Here is a 17461-nt window from a genome sequence, read left to right as displayed (position 1 = left end):
CCGCTCAGAACTCGTCGTTCTTCACGGCGGTGAGGAATGCGGCCCAGCCCGCGGTGCTGAACATGAGCCGGGGCCCGTCGGGGTCCTTGCTGTCACGGACGGGGACGGCGTCGAAGACGCCCTCCCCGACCTCGACGCAGTCGCCGCCGGTGCCGTTGCTGTACGACGACTTGTGCCAGGTGCCGACCTCGACGCAGTTCCCGCCTTCGCCGTTGCTGTACGACGACTTGTGCCAGGTGATCATCGTCTCCCGTAGTCCTCCGCCACCGAAGCCAGCATCGCGAGGGACGCCGTCGGTGACAGAGCAGCGGCCCTGACGAGATCGTAGGACGCCCGGTACCGGGCGACCAGGGCCGGGTCATCGAGCAGATACCCGCTGTGAGTGCCTTCCAGATACACCACGGGCGGTCCCTCCGCGAACGTCATGATCTTCGCTGCGCCGTTGAGGAAGCCGTCCGCCGCCCCGGCGAACGGCAGCACCTGCACCAGGACGCGATCCGCCTGGCCAAGGTCGACGATGTGGCGAAGTTGCGCTGCCATGGTGGTCGGGCCGCCCAACGGCACCCGGAGCGCCGTTTCGTGGACAATCGCCCAGAGTTCGGGGCCCTCCGGGGCCCGGAGCAACCGCTGGCGCTCCAGCCGGGCCTGGACGTGGCCCTCGACCACCTCCTCACCCGCGAACGGCATGGTGGACCGGATGACCGCACGTGCGTAGTCCGCAGTCTGCAACAGGCCGGGGACGACCATCGGCTCGTGCTGGTAGAGCCGCACAGCCTCCTTCTCCAACTCCGCCGCATCCGCGAAATAGTCCGCGTGCTTCGAACGCCGCGCCAACCGGCATAGCCGTTGCAGATGCTCTCCAGTCTCGAAGATGTCGTCCAGCATCTTCGAGATCTCCTCCTGCGGCAGCCTGATACAGCTCTCGAAGTGCGCGATGTACGCCGCAGAGCAGAACACCATCTCGCCCAGCCGTGTCTGCGAGAGCCCGGCTTTCTCCCTCAGGCGGCGCAACTCCGCCCCGTAGAAAGCGCGTGGTGAGTCGTACGGGTCCAGACGTCGTGTCTCAGTCATGTGACCGAAGGTAGTGGCACGTGTGCTGTACGGAGTCGTTACAGGCGTAGTTGTACAGCTGCCGGGTGAGGGACAATGGGGGTCCGTCCCCGTACGTACCGAGGTAGTCCGCCGCATGTCTGAGCTGCAGATCGGCCCGCACACCGTCTCCCCGCCCGTGGTGCTCGCGCCCATGGCGGGGATCACGAACGCGCCGTTCCGCACGCTCTGCCGGGAGTTCTCCGGCGGGCGGGGGCTGTTCGTCAGCGAGATGATCACGACGCGGGCGCTGGTCGAGCGGGACGCGAAGACGATGCGCCTCGTGCACTTCGACGGCACCGAGAAGCCGCGGTCCATCCAGCTGTACGGGGTGGATCCGCAGTACACCGGCAGGGCGGCCCGCATGATCGCCGACGAGGACCTCGCCGACCACATCGACCTCAACTTCGGCTGCCCCGTGCCCAAGGTCACCCGCAAGGGCGGCGGCTCGGCGCTCCCGTACAAGCGGAACCTGCTGCGCGCCATCCTCCGCGAGGCCGTCGCGGGCGCCGGGGGCCTGCCGGTGACCATGAAGATGCGCAAGGGCATCGACGACGATCACCTCACGTATCTGGACGCCGGCCGCATCGCGGTCGAGGAGGGCGTCACCGCGATCGCTCTGCACGGCCGCACCGCCGCGCAGCACTACGGCGGCACCGCGGACTGGGACGCCATCGCGCGGCTGAAGGAGCATGTGCCGGAGATCCCCGTGCTGGGCAACGGGGACATCTGGTCGGCGGACGACGCGCTGCGGATGGTGCGGGAGACGGGCTGCGACGGGGTGGTGGTCGGGCGCGGCTGCCTGGGGCGGCCGTGGCTCTTCGGCGACCTGGTGGCGGCCTTCGACGCGGGGGCGGAGCGGCCCTCGTACGCGCGGCCGGTGCTGAAGGAGGTCGCCGGGGTGATGCTGCGGCACGCGGAGCTGCTGGGGCGGTGGATCGGCGACGAGCGGCGCGGTGTCATCGACTTCCGCAAGCACGTGCCGTGGTACACGAAGGGCTTCTCGGTGGGCAAGGACGTACGACACCGGATGGCGATGGCCGGGTCCCTCGCCGAGCTGGACGACCTGCTGGGCACCCTCGACCTGGACCAGCCGTGGCCGGCGGGCGCGGACGGGCCGCGGGGGCGGACGGCGGGGAGGAACAAGGTGGTGCTGCCGGAGGGGTGGCTGGCGGACCCGTACGAGTGCGCGCGGGTGGACGCGGGCGCGGAGCTGGACACGTCGGGCGGCTGAGGCCCGCGGGCGCGGCGCGGCGGGGTGGTCCCCCCGCCCCTCCCCGGAACCGGCGGCCGCGCCCCCGGCCCCCGCGACCCAGCCCGCCGGGGCTAGCCTCGGAGCGGTGGACACGACGCACCGGCCCGCCGCGCGGGTCATCTGCCTCGACGCCGCCGAGCGCCTGCTCCTGCTGCGCTGGCGGGACCCCTTCGACGGCGCCCTGATCTGGGAGCCGCCCGGCGGCGGCATCGAGCCGGACGAGACCCCGCTCGCCGCCGCCCGCCGCGAACTGGCCGAGGAGACCGGCCTCGACCCCGCCGCCGTCCTGGAACGCGGCGTACCCGTCGACCGCGACTTCCACTGGAAGGGCACGCACTTCGCCGGCGTCGAGCACTTCTTCCTCGCCCGCTACCCGGACGACCGGCCCCCGCTGCGCCGCGGCGGCCTCCTCCCCGACGAGCAGGCCACCCTGGCCGGTCACGCCTGGGTCCCCTGGTCCGACCTCGCCACCCTGCCGGACCCCCTCGAACCCCCGCACCTGCGGTCGGTCCTCGCCGACCTGGCCCCCGACGGCCCGTGGGGGAGCGCCGCGGACGGCGTGTAGCGCTGCCTAGCGCTTGACCCGGTAGTGGTGGAAGACGGTGCCCGAGTCGAAGGTGCGGGTCTCGACGAGTGCGAGGTCCACCCGCCGTTCGTTGCGGGCGAAGAACGGGGTGCCGCCGCCGAGCAGCACCGGGAAGACCCGGACCAGGTACTCGTCGATGAGGCCGAGGTCCGCCGCCTGGGCGGCGAGCGTCGCGCCGCCGATCGCGATGTCGCCCTCGCCCGGCTCGTCCCGCAGCCGCCCGATCTCCTCGGCCAGCCCGCCGGAGGCCAGCCGGGCGTTGCCCTCGACCGCCGTCAGCGTGCGGGAGAACACCACCTTGGGCAGCGGGTTCCATAGCGCCGTCCACTCCCGCTCGGCCTCGCCGAGCGAGGGGTCCTGCTCGGCGGTCTCCCAGTACAGCATCGTCTCGTACAGCCGCCGCCCCATGAGGTGCACGCCGACCTCGCGGATCTCGTCGATGGAGTGGCGGAAGACGTCTGGGCCGGGATCCGCCCAGCCGAAGCCGCCGTCCGGGCCGGTGATGAAGCCGTCGAGCGAGATGCCCATGGAGTAGGTCACGCTGCGCATCCGAAGTCCTCCTCGCCAAGGGGTTCGACAGTAGGACGGCCGGAACCCGCGGAACTCATCGCAACGCCGGTTCCGTCGCCGACCACGACCGGGGCGAGTCGGTGCGGAGGGAAGCGGCAGCCCCCCGGGAACGGGCCCGGCCGCCGCTGATCGCTACGGCACGCAGTGTCATGCCCCCGACCCGGTGCCGTCTCGACGTCATCCCTCCGTCGCCCTCCCGTCGGCCCGTTGATACGTCCGCATGTTGAGACGCCGGGCGCCCGATCGCGTGATTCTTGCCACGCTTGATAGGGGTTGCGCTCAAATGAGCGCTCAAATGTGGGCGTCATCTCTCGTATGCGCGGCACTGAGTGCCATCCGTATTCCTTCACGACTCGAACCCACCGCTGCGTTCCGTCACGCGGATGACCCGTCCCGGCTTGCCGACACCCGCCCGTAGGGGATCGTCGGTTAGAGAAGTGAAGAAGGGGCGCGGCTCCCGGTCGACGGCAGGATCCCAGGTATGAGGGCCGAAACCCCTCGTGATCGTCTACGCCTCATCCCTCCGGGCCTTCGATCTGGGTATGTTCCTCGCCGTCAGGGCAACTCCCCGCCAGGGGTCCCACACGAGGAGTCGATCCCGTGCCGGAAAAGAAGCCGGAAAAGAAGAAGGCAGCTTCGCGGAAGGCGACGGCGCAGCGGAAGGCCGCGGCCAAGTTCGTCTACGACTTCCACGAGGGCAACAAGGACCTCAAGGACCTCCTCGGCGGCAAGGGCGCCAACCTCGCCGAGATGACCAACCTCGGCCTGCCCGTCCCGCCGGGCTTCACCATCACCACCGAGGCGTGCAAGGTCTACCTCGCCAGCGGCGCCGAGCCGCCCGCCCTCCGCGACGAGGTCGGCGCCCACCTCGCCGCCCTCGAAGAGCGCATGGGCAAGAAGCTCGGCCAGGCCGACGACCCGCTGCTGGTGTCCGTGCGCTCCGGCGCGAAGTTCTCCATGCCCGGCATGATGGACACCGTCCTCAACATCGGCCTGTCCGACGCCTGCCTGCCCGGCCTCGCCGCGCAGGCGGGCGACGAGCGGTTCGCGTGGGACTCGTACCGGCGCCTCATCCAGATGTTCGGCGACACCGTGCAGGGCATCGACGGCGAGCTGTTCGAGAACGCCCTGGAGGACGCGCGGCGCGCCAAGGGCGTCGCCACCGACGTCGAGCTGGACGCCGCCGATCTCGAAGCCCTCGTCGGCACGTTCAAGGACATCGTCGCCCGGGAGACCGGCCGGCCCTTCCCGCAGGACCCGCGCGAGCAGATGGACCTGGCCGTACGGGCCGTCTTCGACAGCTGGAACGGCGAGCGCGCCAAGCTCTACCGGCGCCAGGAGCGCATCGCCGGCGACCTCGGCACCGCCGTCAACATCTGCTCCATGGTCTTCGGCAACCTCGGCCCCGACTCCGGCACCGGCGTCGCCTTCACCCGCGACCCCGCCAGCGGGCAGCAGGGCGTCTACGGCGACTACCTGCAGAACGCACAGGGCGAGGACGTCGTCGCCGGTATCCGCAACACCGTGCCGCTCGCCAAGCTCCAGGACCTCGACCCGGCCTCGTACGACGAGCTGATGCGGATCATGGAGACGCTGGAGACGCACTACCGCGACCTGTGCGACATCGAGTTCACCATCGAGCGCGGCAAGCTGTGGATGCTCCAGACCCGGGTCGGCAAGCGCACCGCGGCGGCGGCGTTCCGTATCGCCGTGCAGCTCGTCGACCAGGGGCTCATCACCGAGGCCGAGGCGCTCCAGCGGGTCAGCGGGGCGCAGCTGGCGCAGCTGATGTTCCCGCGGTTCGACAACGGCCACAAGGGCGACCTGCTCGCCCGCGGCATCGCCGCCTCGCCGGGCGCCGCCGTCGGCAAGGCGGTCTTCGACTCGTACACCGCGGTGAAGTGGTCGCGCTCCGGCGAGCAGGTCATCCTCATCCGCCGCGAGACCAACCCCGACGACCTCGACGGCATGATCGCCGCCGAGGGCATCCTCACCTCCCGCGGCGGCAAGACCTCGCACGCCGCCGTCGTCGCCCGCGGCATGGGCAAGACGTGCGTGTGCGGCGCGGAGGACCTGGAGGTCGACACCAAGCGGCGGCAGCTGACCGCGCCCGGCGGCGAGGTCATCGACGAGGGCGACGTTGTGTCGATCGACGGCTCCAGCGGCAAGGTCTACCGCGGCCGGGTGCCGGTCGTGCCGTCGCCGGTCGTGGAGTACTTCGAGGGCCGCATGCACGCCGGCGCCGAGGACGCCGACGAACTCGTCGTCGCCGTGCACCGCCTCATGTCGTACGCCGACCGCATCCGCCGGCTGCGGGTCCGGGCCAACGCCGACAACTTCGACGACGCCGCCCGCGCCCGCCGCTTCGGCGCCCAGGGCATCGGGCTGTGCCGCACCGAGCACATGTTCCTCGGCGAGCGGCGCGAGCTGGTCGAACGGCTCATCCTCGCCGACACCGAGGGGGAGCGGGACGCGGCCCTTGCGGAGCTGCTGCCGTTGCAGCAGCGGGACTTCGTGCAGCTCTTCGAGGTGATGGACGGGCTGCCGGTCACGGTGCGGCTGCTGGACCCGCCGCTGCACGAGTTCCTGCCGGACATCACCGAGCTGTCGGTACGGGTCGCGCTCGCCGAGTCCCGCAAGGACCACAACGAGAATGACCTGCGGCTCCTCCAGGCCGTCCACCGGCTGCACGAGCAGAACCCGATGCTGGGCCTGCGCGGCGTGCGCCTCGGGCTGGTCATCCCGGGGCTGTTCACGATGCAGGTACGGGCCATCGCGGAGGCGGCGGCGCAGCGGCGCGAGGCGAAGGGCGACCCGCGGGCGGAGATCATGATCCCGCTGGTGGGCACGGTGCAGGAGCTGGAGCTGGTACGCGACGAGGCCGAGGCCGTCATCGCCGAGGTCGAGGCGGCGCGCGGGGTGGAGCTGAAGCTGACGCTGGGCACGATGATCGAGCTGCCGCGGGCGGCGCTCACGGCCGGTCAGATCGCGGAGTCGGCGGACTTCTTCTCGTTCGGCACCAACGACCTCACCCAGACCGTGTGGGGCTTCTCGCGCGACGACGTGGAGGCGAGCTTCTTCACCGCTTACCTGGAGAAGGGCATCTTCGGCGTCTCCCCGTTCGAGACGATCGACAAGGACGGCGTCGGCGCGCTCGTCCGCGACGCGGTGCGGGCGGGCCGCGCGACGCGGCCGGACCTGAAGCTCGGCGTGTGCGGCGAGCACGGCGGCGACCCGGAGTCGGTCCACTTCTTTCACGATGTGGGGCTCGACTACGTGTCGTGCAGCCCGTTCCGTATCCCGGTGGCCCGGCTGGAGGCGGCGCGGGCGGCGGCCGCGGCGCCACCGGCCGGCTGAGACCTCCGGCCACCGAGACCTCCGGCCACCGTCGGCGTTTGCCCTGACCCTCACCCGACGGCAGACCGGATCCGGAGGGGCGGCGCCCGTGCGGGGGCGCCGCCCCTCACCTTTGGCCGTCAGGTGCGGAAGGGGCCCGTCACCTCGTACGTGATGCCGCCCGAGGAGCTGCCCGTGGTGCCGCGCTGGCTGGAGAAGTACAGCCGCGTGCCGTCCGGCGTGAACGCCGGGCCGGTGATCTCCGAGCCGCCCTGCCCCTCCACCCGCAGGAACGGGGCGACGACCTCGTCCGGGGTGATCAGGCAGATCTCCATGGTGCCGCCGTCCTCCGCGACGTAGAGGTCGCCGGTGCGGCTGCCGGTGACGTTGTCGACGCCGGTGAGCGGGGCGGTGCCGGGGACGAGGGAGTCGTCGTACGCCAGCTGAAGGGTCTCCGCCGCCGCGTCGTACCGCCAGACCCGGCCGTCGCCCTTCGTCGTGAACCAGCAGACGCCCTCCGCGGCCCCGTAGTGGCAGCCCTCGCCGCCGTCGAACCGCTTGGCGCCCGCCACCTGGTGCCGCGTCGCCGCCGTCGCGCCGCTCGGGTCCGGCACCGGCGCCCACGTCACCGGGCCCGAGGTGCCCGGCCCCATCCGCAGCACCTCCAGGGTGCCGGCGGACAGCGAGCCCCAGGTGCGCGGCCGGAAGCGGTAGAAGCAGCCGTCGGAGACGTCCTCGGTGAGGTAGACGACCTGCCGGTCCGGGTCCGCGGCCGCCGCCTCGTGCGTGAAGCGGCCCATCGCGTCGCGCCGCACGGCGGCGTGCGCGCCCCGGGGGTCGGTCTCGTAGACGTAGCCGCGGTCGACCTCCTCGCACGACAGCCAGGTGCCCCACGGCGTCGCGCCGCCCGCGCAGTTCTGCCGGGTCCCGGACAGGATGCGGTACGCGCCCGCCACCTCGCCGGCGGCGGTGAAGCGGATCGAGCCGGCGCCGCCGGAGGGGGTGACCTCGGAGTTGGAGACGTAGATCCAGCCGTCGCCGTCGGCGAAGCAGGCGCCGCCGTCGGGCGCCGGGTGCCAGGTGTACGACGTACCGGCCACCCGCTGTCCGGAGCGGGCGACGACGCGGCTGGTGAAGCCCTCCGGCAGCCGGATGCCGCGCGCGTCGGCCGGCTCCAGCGGCCCGTACGGCCCGGCCCCGGGCTGCGCCGGGTCCGCCGCGGCCGACCCCCGCCACAGGGTGCCGCCGAACGCCGTCGCCGAACCGCCGACGACCGCTCCGCGCAGGAAAGAACGGCGCTCCACGACCATCCACTCCTTTGGTGGGGGAGCCCGGGACTGCCGCCCGCGGGCCGCGTTTCGCACGATAGGGCCGCGAGGTTGACGGGGCGGGAACCGGACGGTTACGCCGAACTGACCGCTCGCCGCCGTTCCGGCACCCGGCGCCGTAGCCGGGGCCCCGGCTACGGCGCCAGCGCCTCGTACGCGACCCCCGTCAGCTTCACCGAACGCTCCCACAACCCCGCCGCCGCCGTGTCGTCCAGCGTCCACCGCGCCCGCCAGGAGCGCGCGGGCCCGCCGCGCCAGCCCTGCAGCCGGGTGCCGATGAACGCGTCCGGGTGGACGCCCGGGGCGGTGGCGGCGAAGAGCACCGGCAGCGCGCCGCGGTCGGCGGACTGGGCGAAGGCGCGGTGGCCGAGGGCGTTGAGCCGCTCGGCCAGCCGCCGGCCCTCCATGCGGGGGCCGGCCAGCTGGAGGTTGGTGGCGGCGTAGCCGGGGTGGGCCGCGGCGGCGACGACGTCCGAGCCGGCCGCGGCCAGCCGGCGGGCCAGCTCGTGCACGAAGAGCAGGTTCGCCGTTTTGGAGCGGGCGTACGCGCGGAAGCGGCGGTGGTCCCGGCGGTGCCCGGAGCCGAGGCCGGCGGGGTCCACGCGGGCGGCGAGGTGCGCGATGCTGGACAGGCTCACCACCCGCGCCCGCGGCGTCGCCAGGAGCTTCGGCAGCAGCAGCCCGGTGAGGGCGAAGTGCCCGAAGTGGTTCACGCCGATCTGCATCTCGAAGCCGTCCGCGGTCTCGCGGTACGGGAGCGCCATCACGCCCGCGTTGTTGACCAGCAGGTCGAGGCGGTCGCCGGCGAAATCGCGGGCGAAGGCCCGTACGGAGTCCAGCTCGGCGAGGTCCAGCGGGCGGAACTCCGCCCCGGCGGCGGGCACCTCCGCGCGCAGCCGCGCGCACGCCTCGGTGCCGCGGCGCTCGCTGCGGCAGGCGAGGACCACGTGCGCGCCGCGGCGGGCCAGCTCGCGCGCGACGGGGTAGCCGACGCCGCCGTTCGCCCCGGTGACCACCGCCACGCGGCCGGTCTGGTCCGGGATGTCGCTCGCGGTCCACGCCGCCATGGCCGGTGCCCTTCCGCTCGTGCCGCTCGCGCCGCTCGTGTCGGGCGTCAGGGTCGTCAGGGTATGGGCGCGAGGGCGGGGGGAGAACCCTCAGGCGGCGGGGGAGTGAACGGCGGTGAGCTGTTCGTCGTAGCGGCGGAGTACGAGCCGCGCGAGCGCCGGGTGCGCGCCGAGCGGCGCCGCGACGGGCAGGCCCAGGGCGCGGGCCGCCGCCGCGGTGCGCCGGACGAAGAGCCCGGGCGCGGTGAAGCAGCAGGCCACGGCGGTACGGCGGTGGCCGCGGGCGGCGAGGGCGCGGGCCGCCGCCGCGACGGTCGGCGCGGCGGCCGAGGCGTACGCCGGCCGCACCGGCACCCCGAGCCGGGCGGCCAGCAGCGCCGCGGTGGCCTCGGTGTCGGCCGCCGACCGGGCGGCGCGGGACCCGGCGGCGGCGAGCACGACGGAGTCGCAGTCGCCGGCGCCGGACTCGGCCAGCCGGGCGGCGAGCGCGTCGGCGAGGAGGGGGTGCGGCCCGAGGGGCGCGGCGACGCGGGCGGCGAGCGGCGGCGCCGCCGCCAGCGTCTCCGGGATGTCCCGCGTCACGTGGTGGCCCCGCCCGTACAGCAGCGGCACCAGCACCGCCGCGCCCCCCTCCCGCGCCAGCGCCCCCAGCGTGTCCGGCAGCAGCGGCTCGTTCAGCTCCACGTGCCCCAGCCGCACCGCCAGCCCCGGCCGCAGCGCGCGCACCGCCGCCAGCAGCGCCCGTACCGTACCCACCGCCGCCGGATCCCGGCTCCCGTGCGCCACGGCCACCAGCGCCGGTTCGGAAAAGCCCGTCATGCCGCGAGCCTGACCCGCCCGGTTTGCCGCCGTGTTTCGCGCCCCGCGCCGACGTGTTGACGGCTGCTCACGCCCGTACGCCCCCCGCGCTGAGGACGGCGAACCCCTCCCGTAACACCCCCGTCCACCAGGGGAGACATCCGTGCCGCACCCTCACCCACATGAACGTCGACACCCACTGCCCGTACTGCTCGCTCCAGTGCGGCATGACGCTGACACCCGCCGCCGACGCCCCCGGTCTCGACGTGCTGGAACGCACGGGCTTCGACGTCAACCGCGGCGCCCTGTGCTCCAAGGGCCGCACCGCGCCCGCCGTCCTGGACTCCGCCGCCCGCCTGACCGAGCCCCTGGTACGCGACGACCCCGCGGCCCCGCTCCGCCCCGCCTCCTGGCCCGACGCCCTCGACCGCGTCGCCGCCGGGCTCGCCCGCGCCCGGGACGCGCACGGGCCGGACGCCGTCGGCGTCTTCGGCGGCGGCGGGCTGACGAACGAGAAGGCGTACGCGCTCGGCAAGTTCGCCCGCGTCGTCCTTCGCACCTCCCAGATCGACTACAACGGCCGCTTCTGCATGTCCTCCGCCGCCGCCGCGGGCACCCGCGCCTTCGGCCTCGACCGCGGCCTGCCGTTCCCCCTCGCCGACATCCCCCGCACCGGCTGCGTGATCCTCGTCGGCGCCAACCCCGCCGAGACCATGCCGCCCGCCCTGCGCTACTTCACCGAGCTGCGCGCCAACGGCGGCACCCTCGTCGTCGTCGACCCGCGCCGCACCCGCACCGCCGAACAGGCCGACCTCCACCTCGCCCCCCGCCCCGGCACCGACCTCGCGCTCGCCCTCGGCCTGCTGCACCTCGTGATCGCCGAGGGCCGCACCGACGACGCCTTCATCGCCGCCCGCACCACCGGCTGGGCGGACGCCCGCGCCACCGCCATGGCCCACTGGCCGGAGCTCGTGGAACGGATCACCGGCGTGCCCGTGCCGCGGCTGCGCCGGGCCGTGGAGCTGTTCTGCGCGCCGGAGTCCGCCATGGTCCTCACCGCCCGCGGCCCCGAGCAGCAGGCCAAGGGCACCGACACCGTCGGCGCGTGGATCGACCTGTGCCTCGCCACCGGCCGGGCCGGCCGCCCGCACTCCGGCTACGGCTGCCTCACCGGCCAGGGCAACGGGCAGGGCGGCCGCGAGCACGGCCAGAAGGCCGACCAGCTCCCCGGCTACCGGCTCCTCACCGACCCCGACGCGCGCCGCCACGTCGCCGCCGTCTGGGGCGTCGACCCCGAGACGCTGCCGGGGCCCGGGCGCAGCGCGTACGAGCTGCTCGACGCGCTCGGCGGCACCGGCCCCGACGGGATCCGGGCGCTGCTGCTCATGGGCTCCAACCCGGCGGTCTCCGCGCCGCGCGCCGCGCACGTCGAGTCGCGTCTCGCCGCGCTGGACTTCCTGGCGGTGGCGGACGTGGTGCTGTCGGAGACCGCGGCGCTCGCGGACGTCGTCCTGCCGGTGGCGCAGTGGGCCGAGGAGACCGGCACGCTCACGAACCTGGAGGGCCGCGTACTGCTGCGCCGCCGCGCCGTCGACCCGCCGCCGGGCGTACGCGGCGACCTCGACGTGCTGCGCGGGCTGGCCGACCGGCTGGCGCCGGCGCGGGCGGCGGGGTTCCCGGTGGCGGCGGAGGAGGTCTTCGCGGAGCTGCGGCGGGCGTCGGCCGGGGGGAAGGCGGACTACTCGGGGATCACGTACGAGCGGATCGAGGCCGCGGACGGCGTGTTCTGGCCCTGCCCGGAGGGCGGGGAGCCGACACCGCGGATGTTCCTCGACCGGTTCGCGACACCGGACGGCCGGGCCCGGTTCTCGGGGGTGCAGCACCGGCCGGCGGCGGAGGAGACGGACGCGGAGTACCCGGTGTGGCTGACGACCGGCCGGGTACTCGCCCAGTACCAGTCGGGCGCCCAGACGCGCCGGGTGAGCGAGCTCAACGCGGCCACTCCCGGGCCGTACGTGCAGATGCACCCGGAGCTGGCCGCCCGCGTGGGCGCCGACGAGGGCGACCCGGTCGCGGTTCTCTCCCGTCGCGGCCGGGCCGTGGCGCCCGCCCGGATCACGGCGGGGATCAGGCCGGACACGGTGTTCATGCCGTTCCACTGGCCGGGGGAGGGGCGGGCCAACACGGTGACGAACCCGGCGCTGGACCCGGTGTCGCGGATGCCGGAGTTCAAGGTGTGCGCGGTGCGGGTGGAGCGGGCGTAGCGGCCGCCCCGCCGTGTCGTACGGGCCGGGGGCTCACCCCGCCGACGTCTCGCCCGCCACCCACCCCAGATACCCGCCGCTCCCGTGCGTCACCGGCATCGCGATGATCTCCGGCTCGTCGTAGTCGTGCGCCGCCTTCAGATGCGCCTCCAGCTCCGCGTACCGCGCGGTCGTCGTCTTGAAGAGCACCTGCCACTCGGTCGACTCCTCGACCGCGCCCTGCCACCGGTAGACCGACGTGATCGGCGCGCTCACCTGCGCACACGCCGCCAGCCGCGCCGCCACCGCCCCGCGCGCCAGCGCCTCCGCCTTCTCGCGGGCGTCCGTCGTCGTGAGCACCGTCAGGAAGTCCGTCATAGCCACTGATCGTAGGCGAGCTTGGCCACCAGGCCGACGACGGTGACGACCAGCACCCCGCGGACGAAGCCGCTGCCCTTCTTCAGCGCCATGTGCGCGCCGAGCCAGCCGCCGCCGAGGTTGAACACCGCCAGCAGCACGGCCAGCGACCACAGCACCGTGCCCTGGACCGCGAACATCACCAGCGCGCCGAAGTTGGTGCACACGTTCACGATCTTGGCGGTGGCGGACGCCTGCACCAGGTTCAGCTGGAGGACCGCCGTCAGCGCCAGCACCAGGAACGTACCCGTACCCGGGCCGATCAGCCCGTCGTAGAAGCCGATGCCCAGCCCCGCCACCCCCACCGCGACGGCCACGCGGCGCGCGGTCACCGGACCGGTCGCGGGCGCGTCCGTACCGAACGACGGACGCAGCACGACGAACGCGAGCACCGCGAGCAGCACCCCCATGATCACCGGCCGCAGCACCTCGCTGGATATCCCCGCGGCGAAGAACGCCCCCAGCGCCGACCCGGCCAGCGCCGCCGCCCCGATACGCACCGCCAGCCGCACGTCGACGGGGGACTTGCGGGCGTACGTCACCGCGGCGGCGGAGGTGCCGACGATGGCCACGGCCTTGTTCGTACCGAGGAGATACGCGGGCTGGTGGTGCGGAAAACCGAGGAGCAGCGCGGGCAGCAACAACAGCCCGCCGCCGCCCACGACGGCGTCGATCCAGCCGGCCGCGGCGGCGGCGACACACAGCATGACCAGCGTCAACAGGGATATGTCGGGCATGATCGGGCGAGCGTAACCCGAGGTGGGGAGCGGGCCGGCCGGCGGGGTGGAACCGGGGATCGGGCGGGCCGCGTTCTTGGGGGGTGGGGAGGGAGTCTGCGTGAGGATCCTGTGGGGGGACCGGGCGATAAGGCTGGCGGCGCGGTCACGGGCGCTGCGACCGTGGCCGCGCACGCGGCCCCGGCTCCGGCTGCCGCGGACCCGGGCCGGACGCCGCCGGGCGCTGCGCGCCGCGGTGCTGACGTGCGTGCTGGGGCTGCTGCCGTCGGCGTGGCTGTACCTCGCCGCCGGCGACCGCGTCGTGGCCGCCGAGCGCGCCCCGCACGCGCCGGTCGCCCTTGTCTTCGGCGCCGGCCTGTGGGGCGGGGAGCCGTCCCCGTACCTCGCCCACCGCCTCGACACCGCCGCCGAGCTGTACGAGCGGGGCAAGGTCGACGCCGTCCTCGTCAGCGGCGACAACAGCACCCGCGACTACGACGAGCCCACCGCCATGCGCCGCTACCTCGTCGACCACGGCGTCCCCGCCGACGCGATCGTCCGCGACCACGCCGGCTTCGACACCTGGGACAGCTGCGCCCGCGCCCACCGCGTCTTCGGCGTCGACCGCGCTCTGCTGGTCAGCCAGCGCTTCCACATCCGCCGGGCGCTGGCCCTGTGCCGCGCGGCGGGCATCGACGCGTACGGGGTCGGGGTGGAGGAGCCGCACCGCGGCGCCTGGTACTACGGCGGCCTGCGGGAGATCCCGGGCGCGGTGAAGGCGGCGTACGACGCGGCGTTCACCCCGGACCCGAAGTACCTGGGCCCACGGGAACGGGGCGTGGACGAGGCGGTCGCGGCAGCTCGGTAGCGCCGGGCCCGGGGGCGGGTGCCCGGCGACGAGAGGCCAGGTGTACGCGCGCGGGGCAGCGGCGCAGCCGGAGCTGATGGGGACGCCCCGCCGTGCCGGCGGCGGACGTTCAGCGGACGAGTTGGAGGGCCTGCTTCATCAGCTCGCCGTCATCGAGGGCGAAGGTGCCGGTGTGCAGGACGTCGTGGCCATACATCTGCGTGGCCAGCGCGATGCGGCGGTCCGGGCGCAGGCTCCAGCGGGTGTCTCGGATGTCGAGGCGGGGGCCGGAGCCGCCGATGCGGGCGGACCAGCCGGTGCAGATCACCCAGCCGGCGCAGGCGTTGTCGTGCCCGCCGCGGGAGCCGTAGAGGCCCTGGGCGTGGTGCGCGGCCGCGACCGCCAGCAGGTCGGGGTGTTCCAGTTCCGGCACCGGCAGTACGCCGACGATCGCGGTGGTGCCGAAGTCGCCGGTGGTGGTGTAGGCGAGGAGACAGCGGCGGTCCGGCCAGTGGTGGGTGAGAGGGAAGACGGTGATGCGGCCGGTGCCGGTCTGCTCGCTGGCCATGGTGCTCCTGTAGCTCTGGGGCGGCCCCCACGGCGCCGTAGCCGCGGGGGCCGACATGGCCCGGTATGTCAGCGGTGGCCGGGGGACGGGTTGCCGCCTCCGCCGTCGCCGTCCTCGATGTCGGTGTTGTCGTCCTCGTCGCCGGGGTCGCCCGATACGGCGGGGTTGATCGTGAGCGGGGTGTCGAGGGTCATCGGGCGTGCCTCCTCTCCAGCGCCCCGGACCGCCCGGGACGGTGGTGCGGCGCCCCACCCCTGGCCGGAGGATTCGGTCGGCCTGGGGGCGGGCGTTCAGTGGTGGGGGTGCCGGCGGATGGGCGGATGAGGACGGAGCAGTCGGTGGCGGCCGAGTGGTCGCCGCGGTTGCGCGCGTCCCGGCGGTCCTGGTCGAGTTGGCCGCAGGTCTCGCAGCCGCGGACGGGTTGCGTTTCCCTGCCGTCGCGGGCGGGCCGGAACACGGACGGTTCGGGGCAGGTCCGCCGGCGGGCCGCGTCCCCCGCCTCGGTGCTCATGGTCACCGCCCTCCGCGGCAGCGCGGGCACTCGCACGGCGGCATGGTGCTGTTGAGCAGGGGAGGTAGGCAGTCGCGGGCGTGGTAGCTCTTCTTGCGTCCCCAGGTGCGTCCGCTGTCGCGGGACACGCGCAGGGTCATCAACGGACGTTCAGGCGCCGACGGCGCCTCTGCTTGGGCGGCCATGCCCAGGAAGGTAGGGATGCGCGGGAGCGCATGGGAGAACCGTTACATAGAATTACACGCGTCTTGAGGTGTGCTGGTGTGCTACCGCAGTACGCCCTTGACGACGTCACCTCACCGGCTCAAGGTGGTGAAATTCCCTGTAACCAGCTCGCGAGACAGGAGGATGCCATGACCATTCGGTTCGTTGGGATCGACCCGGAGACGGACGAAGACGGGTGCCCCACAGTGTGGGTCGACTCAGAGGCGGGGGATTTACTCGTCCAGAGCTACACCGCCGACGAGGAGACGACTTCCGACTGCAACAGCACATCACCGGCGCGATCACCGAAGCCGCAGGAGGAGACCATCATCAGGATCCCTCAAAGGATGATCCCCGCACTCAGGAGGGCGTGCGATGAACTCGATTCCGGAGTTCGGTGAACTCCTCGCCGACGCGAAGCAGTCCGCCGTCCACCTGGAGATGCGCGATCGGTACTTCTCCAACCCGCGCTTCGAGGCGTGGCAGCGCGGTCACCGCGTCGACTGGGAGGACCGCGCCTCCTGGTGGCGGCCGTTCCACGACGATGTCGCAGCCGCTGCCTCCCGCGGCGTGTCGATGCGCCGGGCCCGGGTCGTCAGCGAGCCGGTGACCGACTACATCCGCTGGGAGCACTACGTCACCACCGCCAACGTCAAGGCTGGCGAGATGGTGCGGTGGCTACCGCGGCGCTGCACTGCGGACCTACTGCTCCCCGGCTGCGACTTCTGGATCTTCGACAACCGGCTCATCCGCATCCACCACTTCTCCGGTGACGGACAGTGGGTGGACAAGGAGTTGCATAATGACTCGTCGCTCGTCGAGAGTTGCGCCGCGGCCTTCGAGAAGGTCTGGGCACGCGCGATCCCGCACGACGCATACGAGATCCGGTAGCACCGATGCCCCTGTCCCCGTCGTCCAGTGCCCATGAGGCGCGCGCAGCTCTCGCGGCCCGGCTGCGAGAGCTGCGCCTGGACGCGGGGATCACCAGCAAGGAACTCGCCGCGCGCTGCGGCTGGTCGGTCGCGAAGCCGTCGCGTATCGAGAACGCTCACACTGCCCCGTCTGACGCCGACATACGCGCCTGGTGCACCGCATGCGACGTCGACGGGCAGGCGCTCGACCTCATCGCCGCCAACCGGCAGGCCGACCAGATGTACGTCCAGTGGCGCCGGCTCCAGCGCACCGGACTGCGCCGACTGCAGGAAGCCGCCGCACCACTGTACGAACGCACCCGAGCCTTCCGCACCTACGCCTCGAACGTCATACCCGGCTACCTGCAAACACCGGCCTACGCCACCGCTCTGATGGGCACCATCGCCGACTTCCGCGGCACCCCGGACGACGTGAGCGAGGCCGTGGCCGCGCGCATGCGGCGCTCACGGGTCATCCGCGAAGGCGACCACCGCTTTGCGGTACTTGTCGAGGAACACGTGCTGAACCATCGCCTCGGCGACGCGGGGGTGATGTCGGGCCAGTTGGGCAACCTGCTCGCGTGCATGACACTGCCCGCGGTCTCCCTCGGCGTCGTGCCCACGGCCACGCCGCGGGAGACGGTTATGTGGCCGCTGGAGGCGTTCACGATCTTCGATGACTCGCAGGTCAACATTGAACTACTCGCCGCACGCGTGCGAGTCACCGCGCCCGGCGAGATCGAGTTGTACGAGCAGGCGTTCGCGAAGTTCACACAGCTTGCGGTGTACGGCGCGGAGGCGCGGGCGCTGATCCTCAAGGCGATCGAAGCCCTGGGCTGAAAGCACGACGTACGGCCGAGCATCGTTCATGCGCGCACCGTAGTGTGCGGTTCCGCGCCGCCCTCGGCGCCGCGCAGCGTCCCGTGGCCGCTCACAGTGCCGGGCGGGTGCCGCTGAGGGCAGTGTTGCGCGGCGGAAACAGGGGGGATGCGGCGGGGTAACGGCGTCGGCGCAG

General features: G+C 73.2%; 18 protein-coding genes. 8 read left to right on the top strand and 10 right to left on the bottom strand.

The features are described 5' to 3' along the window. Nucleotides 1-4: 4 nt before the first annotated feature. Nucleotides 5-244 carry a DUF397 domain-containing protein gene (locus tag ACHZ99_RS04730; RefSeq protein WP_420303030.1) on the bottom strand — a complete coding sequence of 80 codons (240 nt, stop codon included), beginning with the start codon at nucleotides 242-244 and terminating at the stop codon, nucleotides 5-7. Next, complete coding sequence (locus ACHZ99_RS04725) at nucleotides 241-1071, bottom strand: helix-turn-helix domain-containing protein (RefSeq protein ID WP_420303029.1); 831 nt, start codon at nucleotides 1069-1071, stop codon at nucleotides 241-243. The genes ACHZ99_RS04730 and ACHZ99_RS04725 overlap by 4 nt, the downstream gene beginning before the upstream one ends. Before the next feature lie 115 nt (nucleotides 1072-1186). On the opposite strand from ACHZ99_RS04725, the gene dusB reads away from it, so the two are divergent. Beyond that, nucleotides 1187-2323 carry a tRNA dihydrouridine synthase DusB gene (dusB, locus tag ACHZ99_RS04720; RefSeq protein WP_420303028.1) on the top strand — a complete coding sequence of 379 codons (1137 nt, stop codon included), beginning with the start codon at nucleotides 1187-1189 and terminating at the stop codon, nucleotides 2321-2323. A gap of 106 nt (nucleotides 2324-2429) precedes the next feature. Beyond that, nucleotides 2430-2909, top strand: coding sequence for an NUDIX hydrolase (locus tag ACHZ99_RS04715; protein WP_420303027.1), 480 nt, complete (start codon nucleotides 2430-2432; stop codon nucleotides 2907-2909). A 6-nt stretch (nucleotides 2910-2915) separates the two neighbouring features. Here the strand turns inward: ACHZ99_RS04715 and ACHZ99_RS04710 are convergent, their stop codons facing one another. Beyond that, nucleotides 2916-3479, bottom strand: coding sequence for a dihydrofolate reductase family protein (locus ACHZ99_RS04710; RefSeq protein ID WP_420303026.1), 564 nt, complete (start codon nucleotides 3477-3479; stop codon nucleotides 2916-2918). A gap of 621 nt (nucleotides 3480-4100) precedes the next feature. Between ACHZ99_RS04710 and ppdK the strand changes: the two genes are divergently transcribed. Then, nucleotides 4101-6857, top strand: a complete 2757-nt coding sequence (gene ppdK / locus ACHZ99_RS04705) for a pyruvate, phosphate dikinase (RefSeq protein WP_420303025.1) — start codon at nucleotides 4101-4103, stop codon at nucleotides 6855-6857. A 119-nt stretch (nucleotides 6858-6976) separates the two neighbouring features. Here the strand turns inward: ppdK and ACHZ99_RS04700 are convergent, their stop codons facing one another. The 3 genes from ACHZ99_RS04700 to ACHZ99_RS04690 all read right to left on the bottom strand — a co-directional run bounded on the left by ACHZ99_RS04700 (nucleotide 6977) and on the right by ACHZ99_RS04690 (nucleotide 10050). Continuing rightward, nucleotides 6977-8140, bottom strand: a complete 1164-nt coding sequence (locus ACHZ99_RS04700; RefSeq protein WP_420303024.1) for an alkaline phosphatase PhoX — start codon at nucleotides 8138-8140, stop codon at nucleotides 6977-6979. Nucleotides 8141-8298: 158 nt separating this feature from the next. Next, nucleotides 8299-9231, bottom strand: a complete 933-nt coding sequence (locus ACHZ99_RS04695) for an oxidoreductase (RefSeq protein WP_420303023.1) — start codon at nucleotides 9229-9231, stop codon at nucleotides 8299-8301. A gap of 90 nt (nucleotides 9232-9321) precedes the next feature. Next, entirely contained in the window at nucleotides 9322-10050 is a 729-nt protein-coding gene (locus ACHZ99_RS04690; RefSeq protein WP_420303022.1) for a sirohydrochlorin chelatase, read from the bottom strand. 161 nt (nucleotides 10051-10211) lie between these two features. On the opposite strand from ACHZ99_RS04690, the gene ACHZ99_RS04685 reads away from it, so the two are divergent. Next, the gene (locus ACHZ99_RS04685) at nucleotides 10212-12293 is read left to right on the top strand and encodes a molybdopterin oxidoreductase family protein (protein ID WP_420303021.1); all 2082 of its coding nucleotides are present in this window, start codon (nucleotides 10212-10214) and stop codon (nucleotides 12291-12293) included. Nucleotides 12294-12326: 33 nt separating this feature from the next. Here ACHZ99_RS04685 and cutA read toward each other — a convergent pair whose 3' ends face one another. Further along, on the bottom strand, nucleotides 12327-12650 hold the full coding sequence (cutA, locus tag ACHZ99_RS04680; protein ID WP_420303020.1) for a divalent-cation tolerance protein CutA: 324 nt from the start codon (nucleotides 12648-12650) through the stop codon (nucleotides 12327-12329). Next, on the bottom strand, nucleotides 12647-13426 hold the full coding sequence (locus ACHZ99_RS04675; protein ID WP_420303019.1) for a sulfite exporter TauE/SafE family protein: 780 nt from the start codon (nucleotides 13424-13426) through the stop codon (nucleotides 12647-12649). Before ACHZ99_RS04675 ends, cutA begins: the two co-directional genes overlap by 4 nt. A gap of 100 nt (nucleotides 13427-13526) precedes the next feature. On the opposite strand from ACHZ99_RS04675, the gene ACHZ99_RS04670 reads away from it, so the two are divergent. Further along, the gene (locus tag ACHZ99_RS04670; protein ID WP_420303018.1) at nucleotides 13527-14273 is read left to right on the top strand and encodes a SanA/YdcF family protein; all 747 of its coding nucleotides are present in this window, start codon (nucleotides 13527-13529) and stop codon (nucleotides 14271-14273) included. 109 nt (nucleotides 14274-14382) lie between these two features. Here the strand turns inward: ACHZ99_RS04670 and ACHZ99_RS04665 are convergent, their stop codons facing one another. Beyond that, on the bottom strand, nucleotides 14383-14820 hold the full coding sequence (locus ACHZ99_RS04665) for a hypothetical protein (protein ID WP_420303017.1): 438 nt from the start codon (nucleotides 14818-14820) through the stop codon (nucleotides 14383-14385). Between the two features lie 68 nt (nucleotides 14821-14888). Next, on the bottom strand, nucleotides 14889-15014 hold the full coding sequence (locus tag ACHZ99_RS04660; protein WP_420303016.1) for a hypothetical protein: 126 nt from the start codon (nucleotides 15012-15014) through the stop codon (nucleotides 14889-14891). Nucleotides 15015-15684: 670 nt separating this feature from the next. Here ACHZ99_RS04660 and ACHZ99_RS04655 point away from each other — a divergent pair. Genes ACHZ99_RS04655 through ACHZ99_RS04645 form a run of 3 tightly spaced genes read left to right on the top strand, consistent with a single transcriptional unit; the run spans nucleotide 15685 to nucleotide 17286 of the window. After that, a complete protein-coding gene (locus tag ACHZ99_RS04655; protein WP_420303015.1) occupies nucleotides 15685-15936 on the top strand; it encodes a hypothetical protein in 252 nt (83 codons plus the stop codon). Then, complete coding sequence (locus tag ACHZ99_RS04650; RefSeq protein WP_420303014.1) at nucleotides 15911-16426, top strand: DUF6879 family protein; 516 nt, start codon at nucleotides 15911-15913, stop codon at nucleotides 16424-16426. The genes ACHZ99_RS04655 and ACHZ99_RS04650 overlap by 26 nt, the downstream gene beginning before the upstream one ends. Nucleotides 16427-16431: 5 nt before the next feature. Continuing rightward, nucleotides 16432-17286 (top strand): helix-turn-helix domain-containing protein, encoded by an 855-nt coding sequence (locus ACHZ99_RS04645; RefSeq protein ID WP_420303013.1) that lies wholly within the window; start codon nucleotides 16432-16434, stop codon nucleotides 17284-17286. Nucleotides 17287-17461: the final 175 nt, after the last annotated feature.

The sequence above is a fragment of the Streptomyces sp. MAR4 CNX-425 genome, from assembly GCF_048656465.1.
Lineage (GTDB): Bacteria > Actinomycetota > Actinomycetes > Streptomycetales > Streptomycetaceae > Streptomyces.
Note: the sequence above shows the minus strand (reverse complement) of the source record. Positions and strands in the feature narration are given on the sequence as shown.

Bases quoted from the DNA above. Each gene is read 5' to 3' on its own strand.
- ACHZ99_RS04730 (WP_420303030.1), bottom strand. From the start codon at position 244: ATGATCACCTGGCACAAGTCGTCGTACAGCAACGGCGAAGGCGGGAAC.
- ACHZ99_RS04725 (WP_420303029.1), bottom strand. From the start codon at position 1,071: ATGACTGAGACACGACGTCTGGACCCGTACGACTCACCACGCGCTTTC.
- dusB (WP_420303028.1), top strand. From the start codon at position 1,187: ATGTCTGAGCTGCAGATCGGCCCGCACACCGTCTCCCCGCCCGTGGTG.
- ACHZ99_RS04710 (WP_420303026.1), bottom strand. From the start codon at position 3,479: ATGCGCAGCGTGACCTACTCCATGGGCATCTCGCTCGACGGCTTCATC.
- ACHZ99_RS04695 (WP_420303023.1), bottom strand. From the start codon at position 9,231: ATGGCGGCGTGGACCGCGAGCGACATCCCGGACCAGACCGGCCGCGTG.
- ACHZ99_RS04690 (WP_420303022.1), bottom strand. From the start codon at position 10,050: ATGACGGGCTTTTCCGAACCGGCGCTGGTGGCCGTGGCGCACGGGAGC.
- ACHZ99_RS04685 (WP_420303021.1), top strand. From the start codon at position 10,212: ATGAACGTCGACACCCACTGCCCGTACTGCTCGCTCCAGTGCGGCATG.
- cutA (WP_420303020.1), bottom strand. From the start codon at position 12,650: ATGACGGACTTCCTGACGGTGCTCACGACGACGGACGCCCGCGAGAAG.
- ACHZ99_RS04675 (WP_420303019.1), bottom strand. From the start codon at position 13,426: ATGCCCGACATATCCCTGTTGACGCTGGTCATGCTGTGTGTCGCCGCC.
- ACHZ99_RS04665 (WP_420303017.1), bottom strand. From the start codon at position 14,820: ATGGCCAGCGAGCAGACCGGCACCGGCCGCATCACCGTCTTCCCTCTC.
- ACHZ99_RS04660 (WP_420303016.1), bottom strand. From the start codon at position 15,014: ATGACCCTCGACACCCCGCTCACGATCAACCCCGCCGTATCGGGCGAC.
- ACHZ99_RS04655 (WP_420303015.1), top strand. From the start codon at position 15,685: ATGACCATTCGGTTCGTTGGGATCGACCCGGAGACGGACGAAGACGGG.
- ACHZ99_RS04650 (WP_420303014.1), top strand. From the start codon at position 15,911: ATGAACTCGATTCCGGAGTTCGGTGAACTCCTCGCCGACGCGAAGCAG.
- ACHZ99_RS04645 (WP_420303013.1), top strand. From the start codon at position 16,432: ATGCCCCTGTCCCCGTCGTCCAGTGCCCATGAGGCGCGCGCAGCTCTC.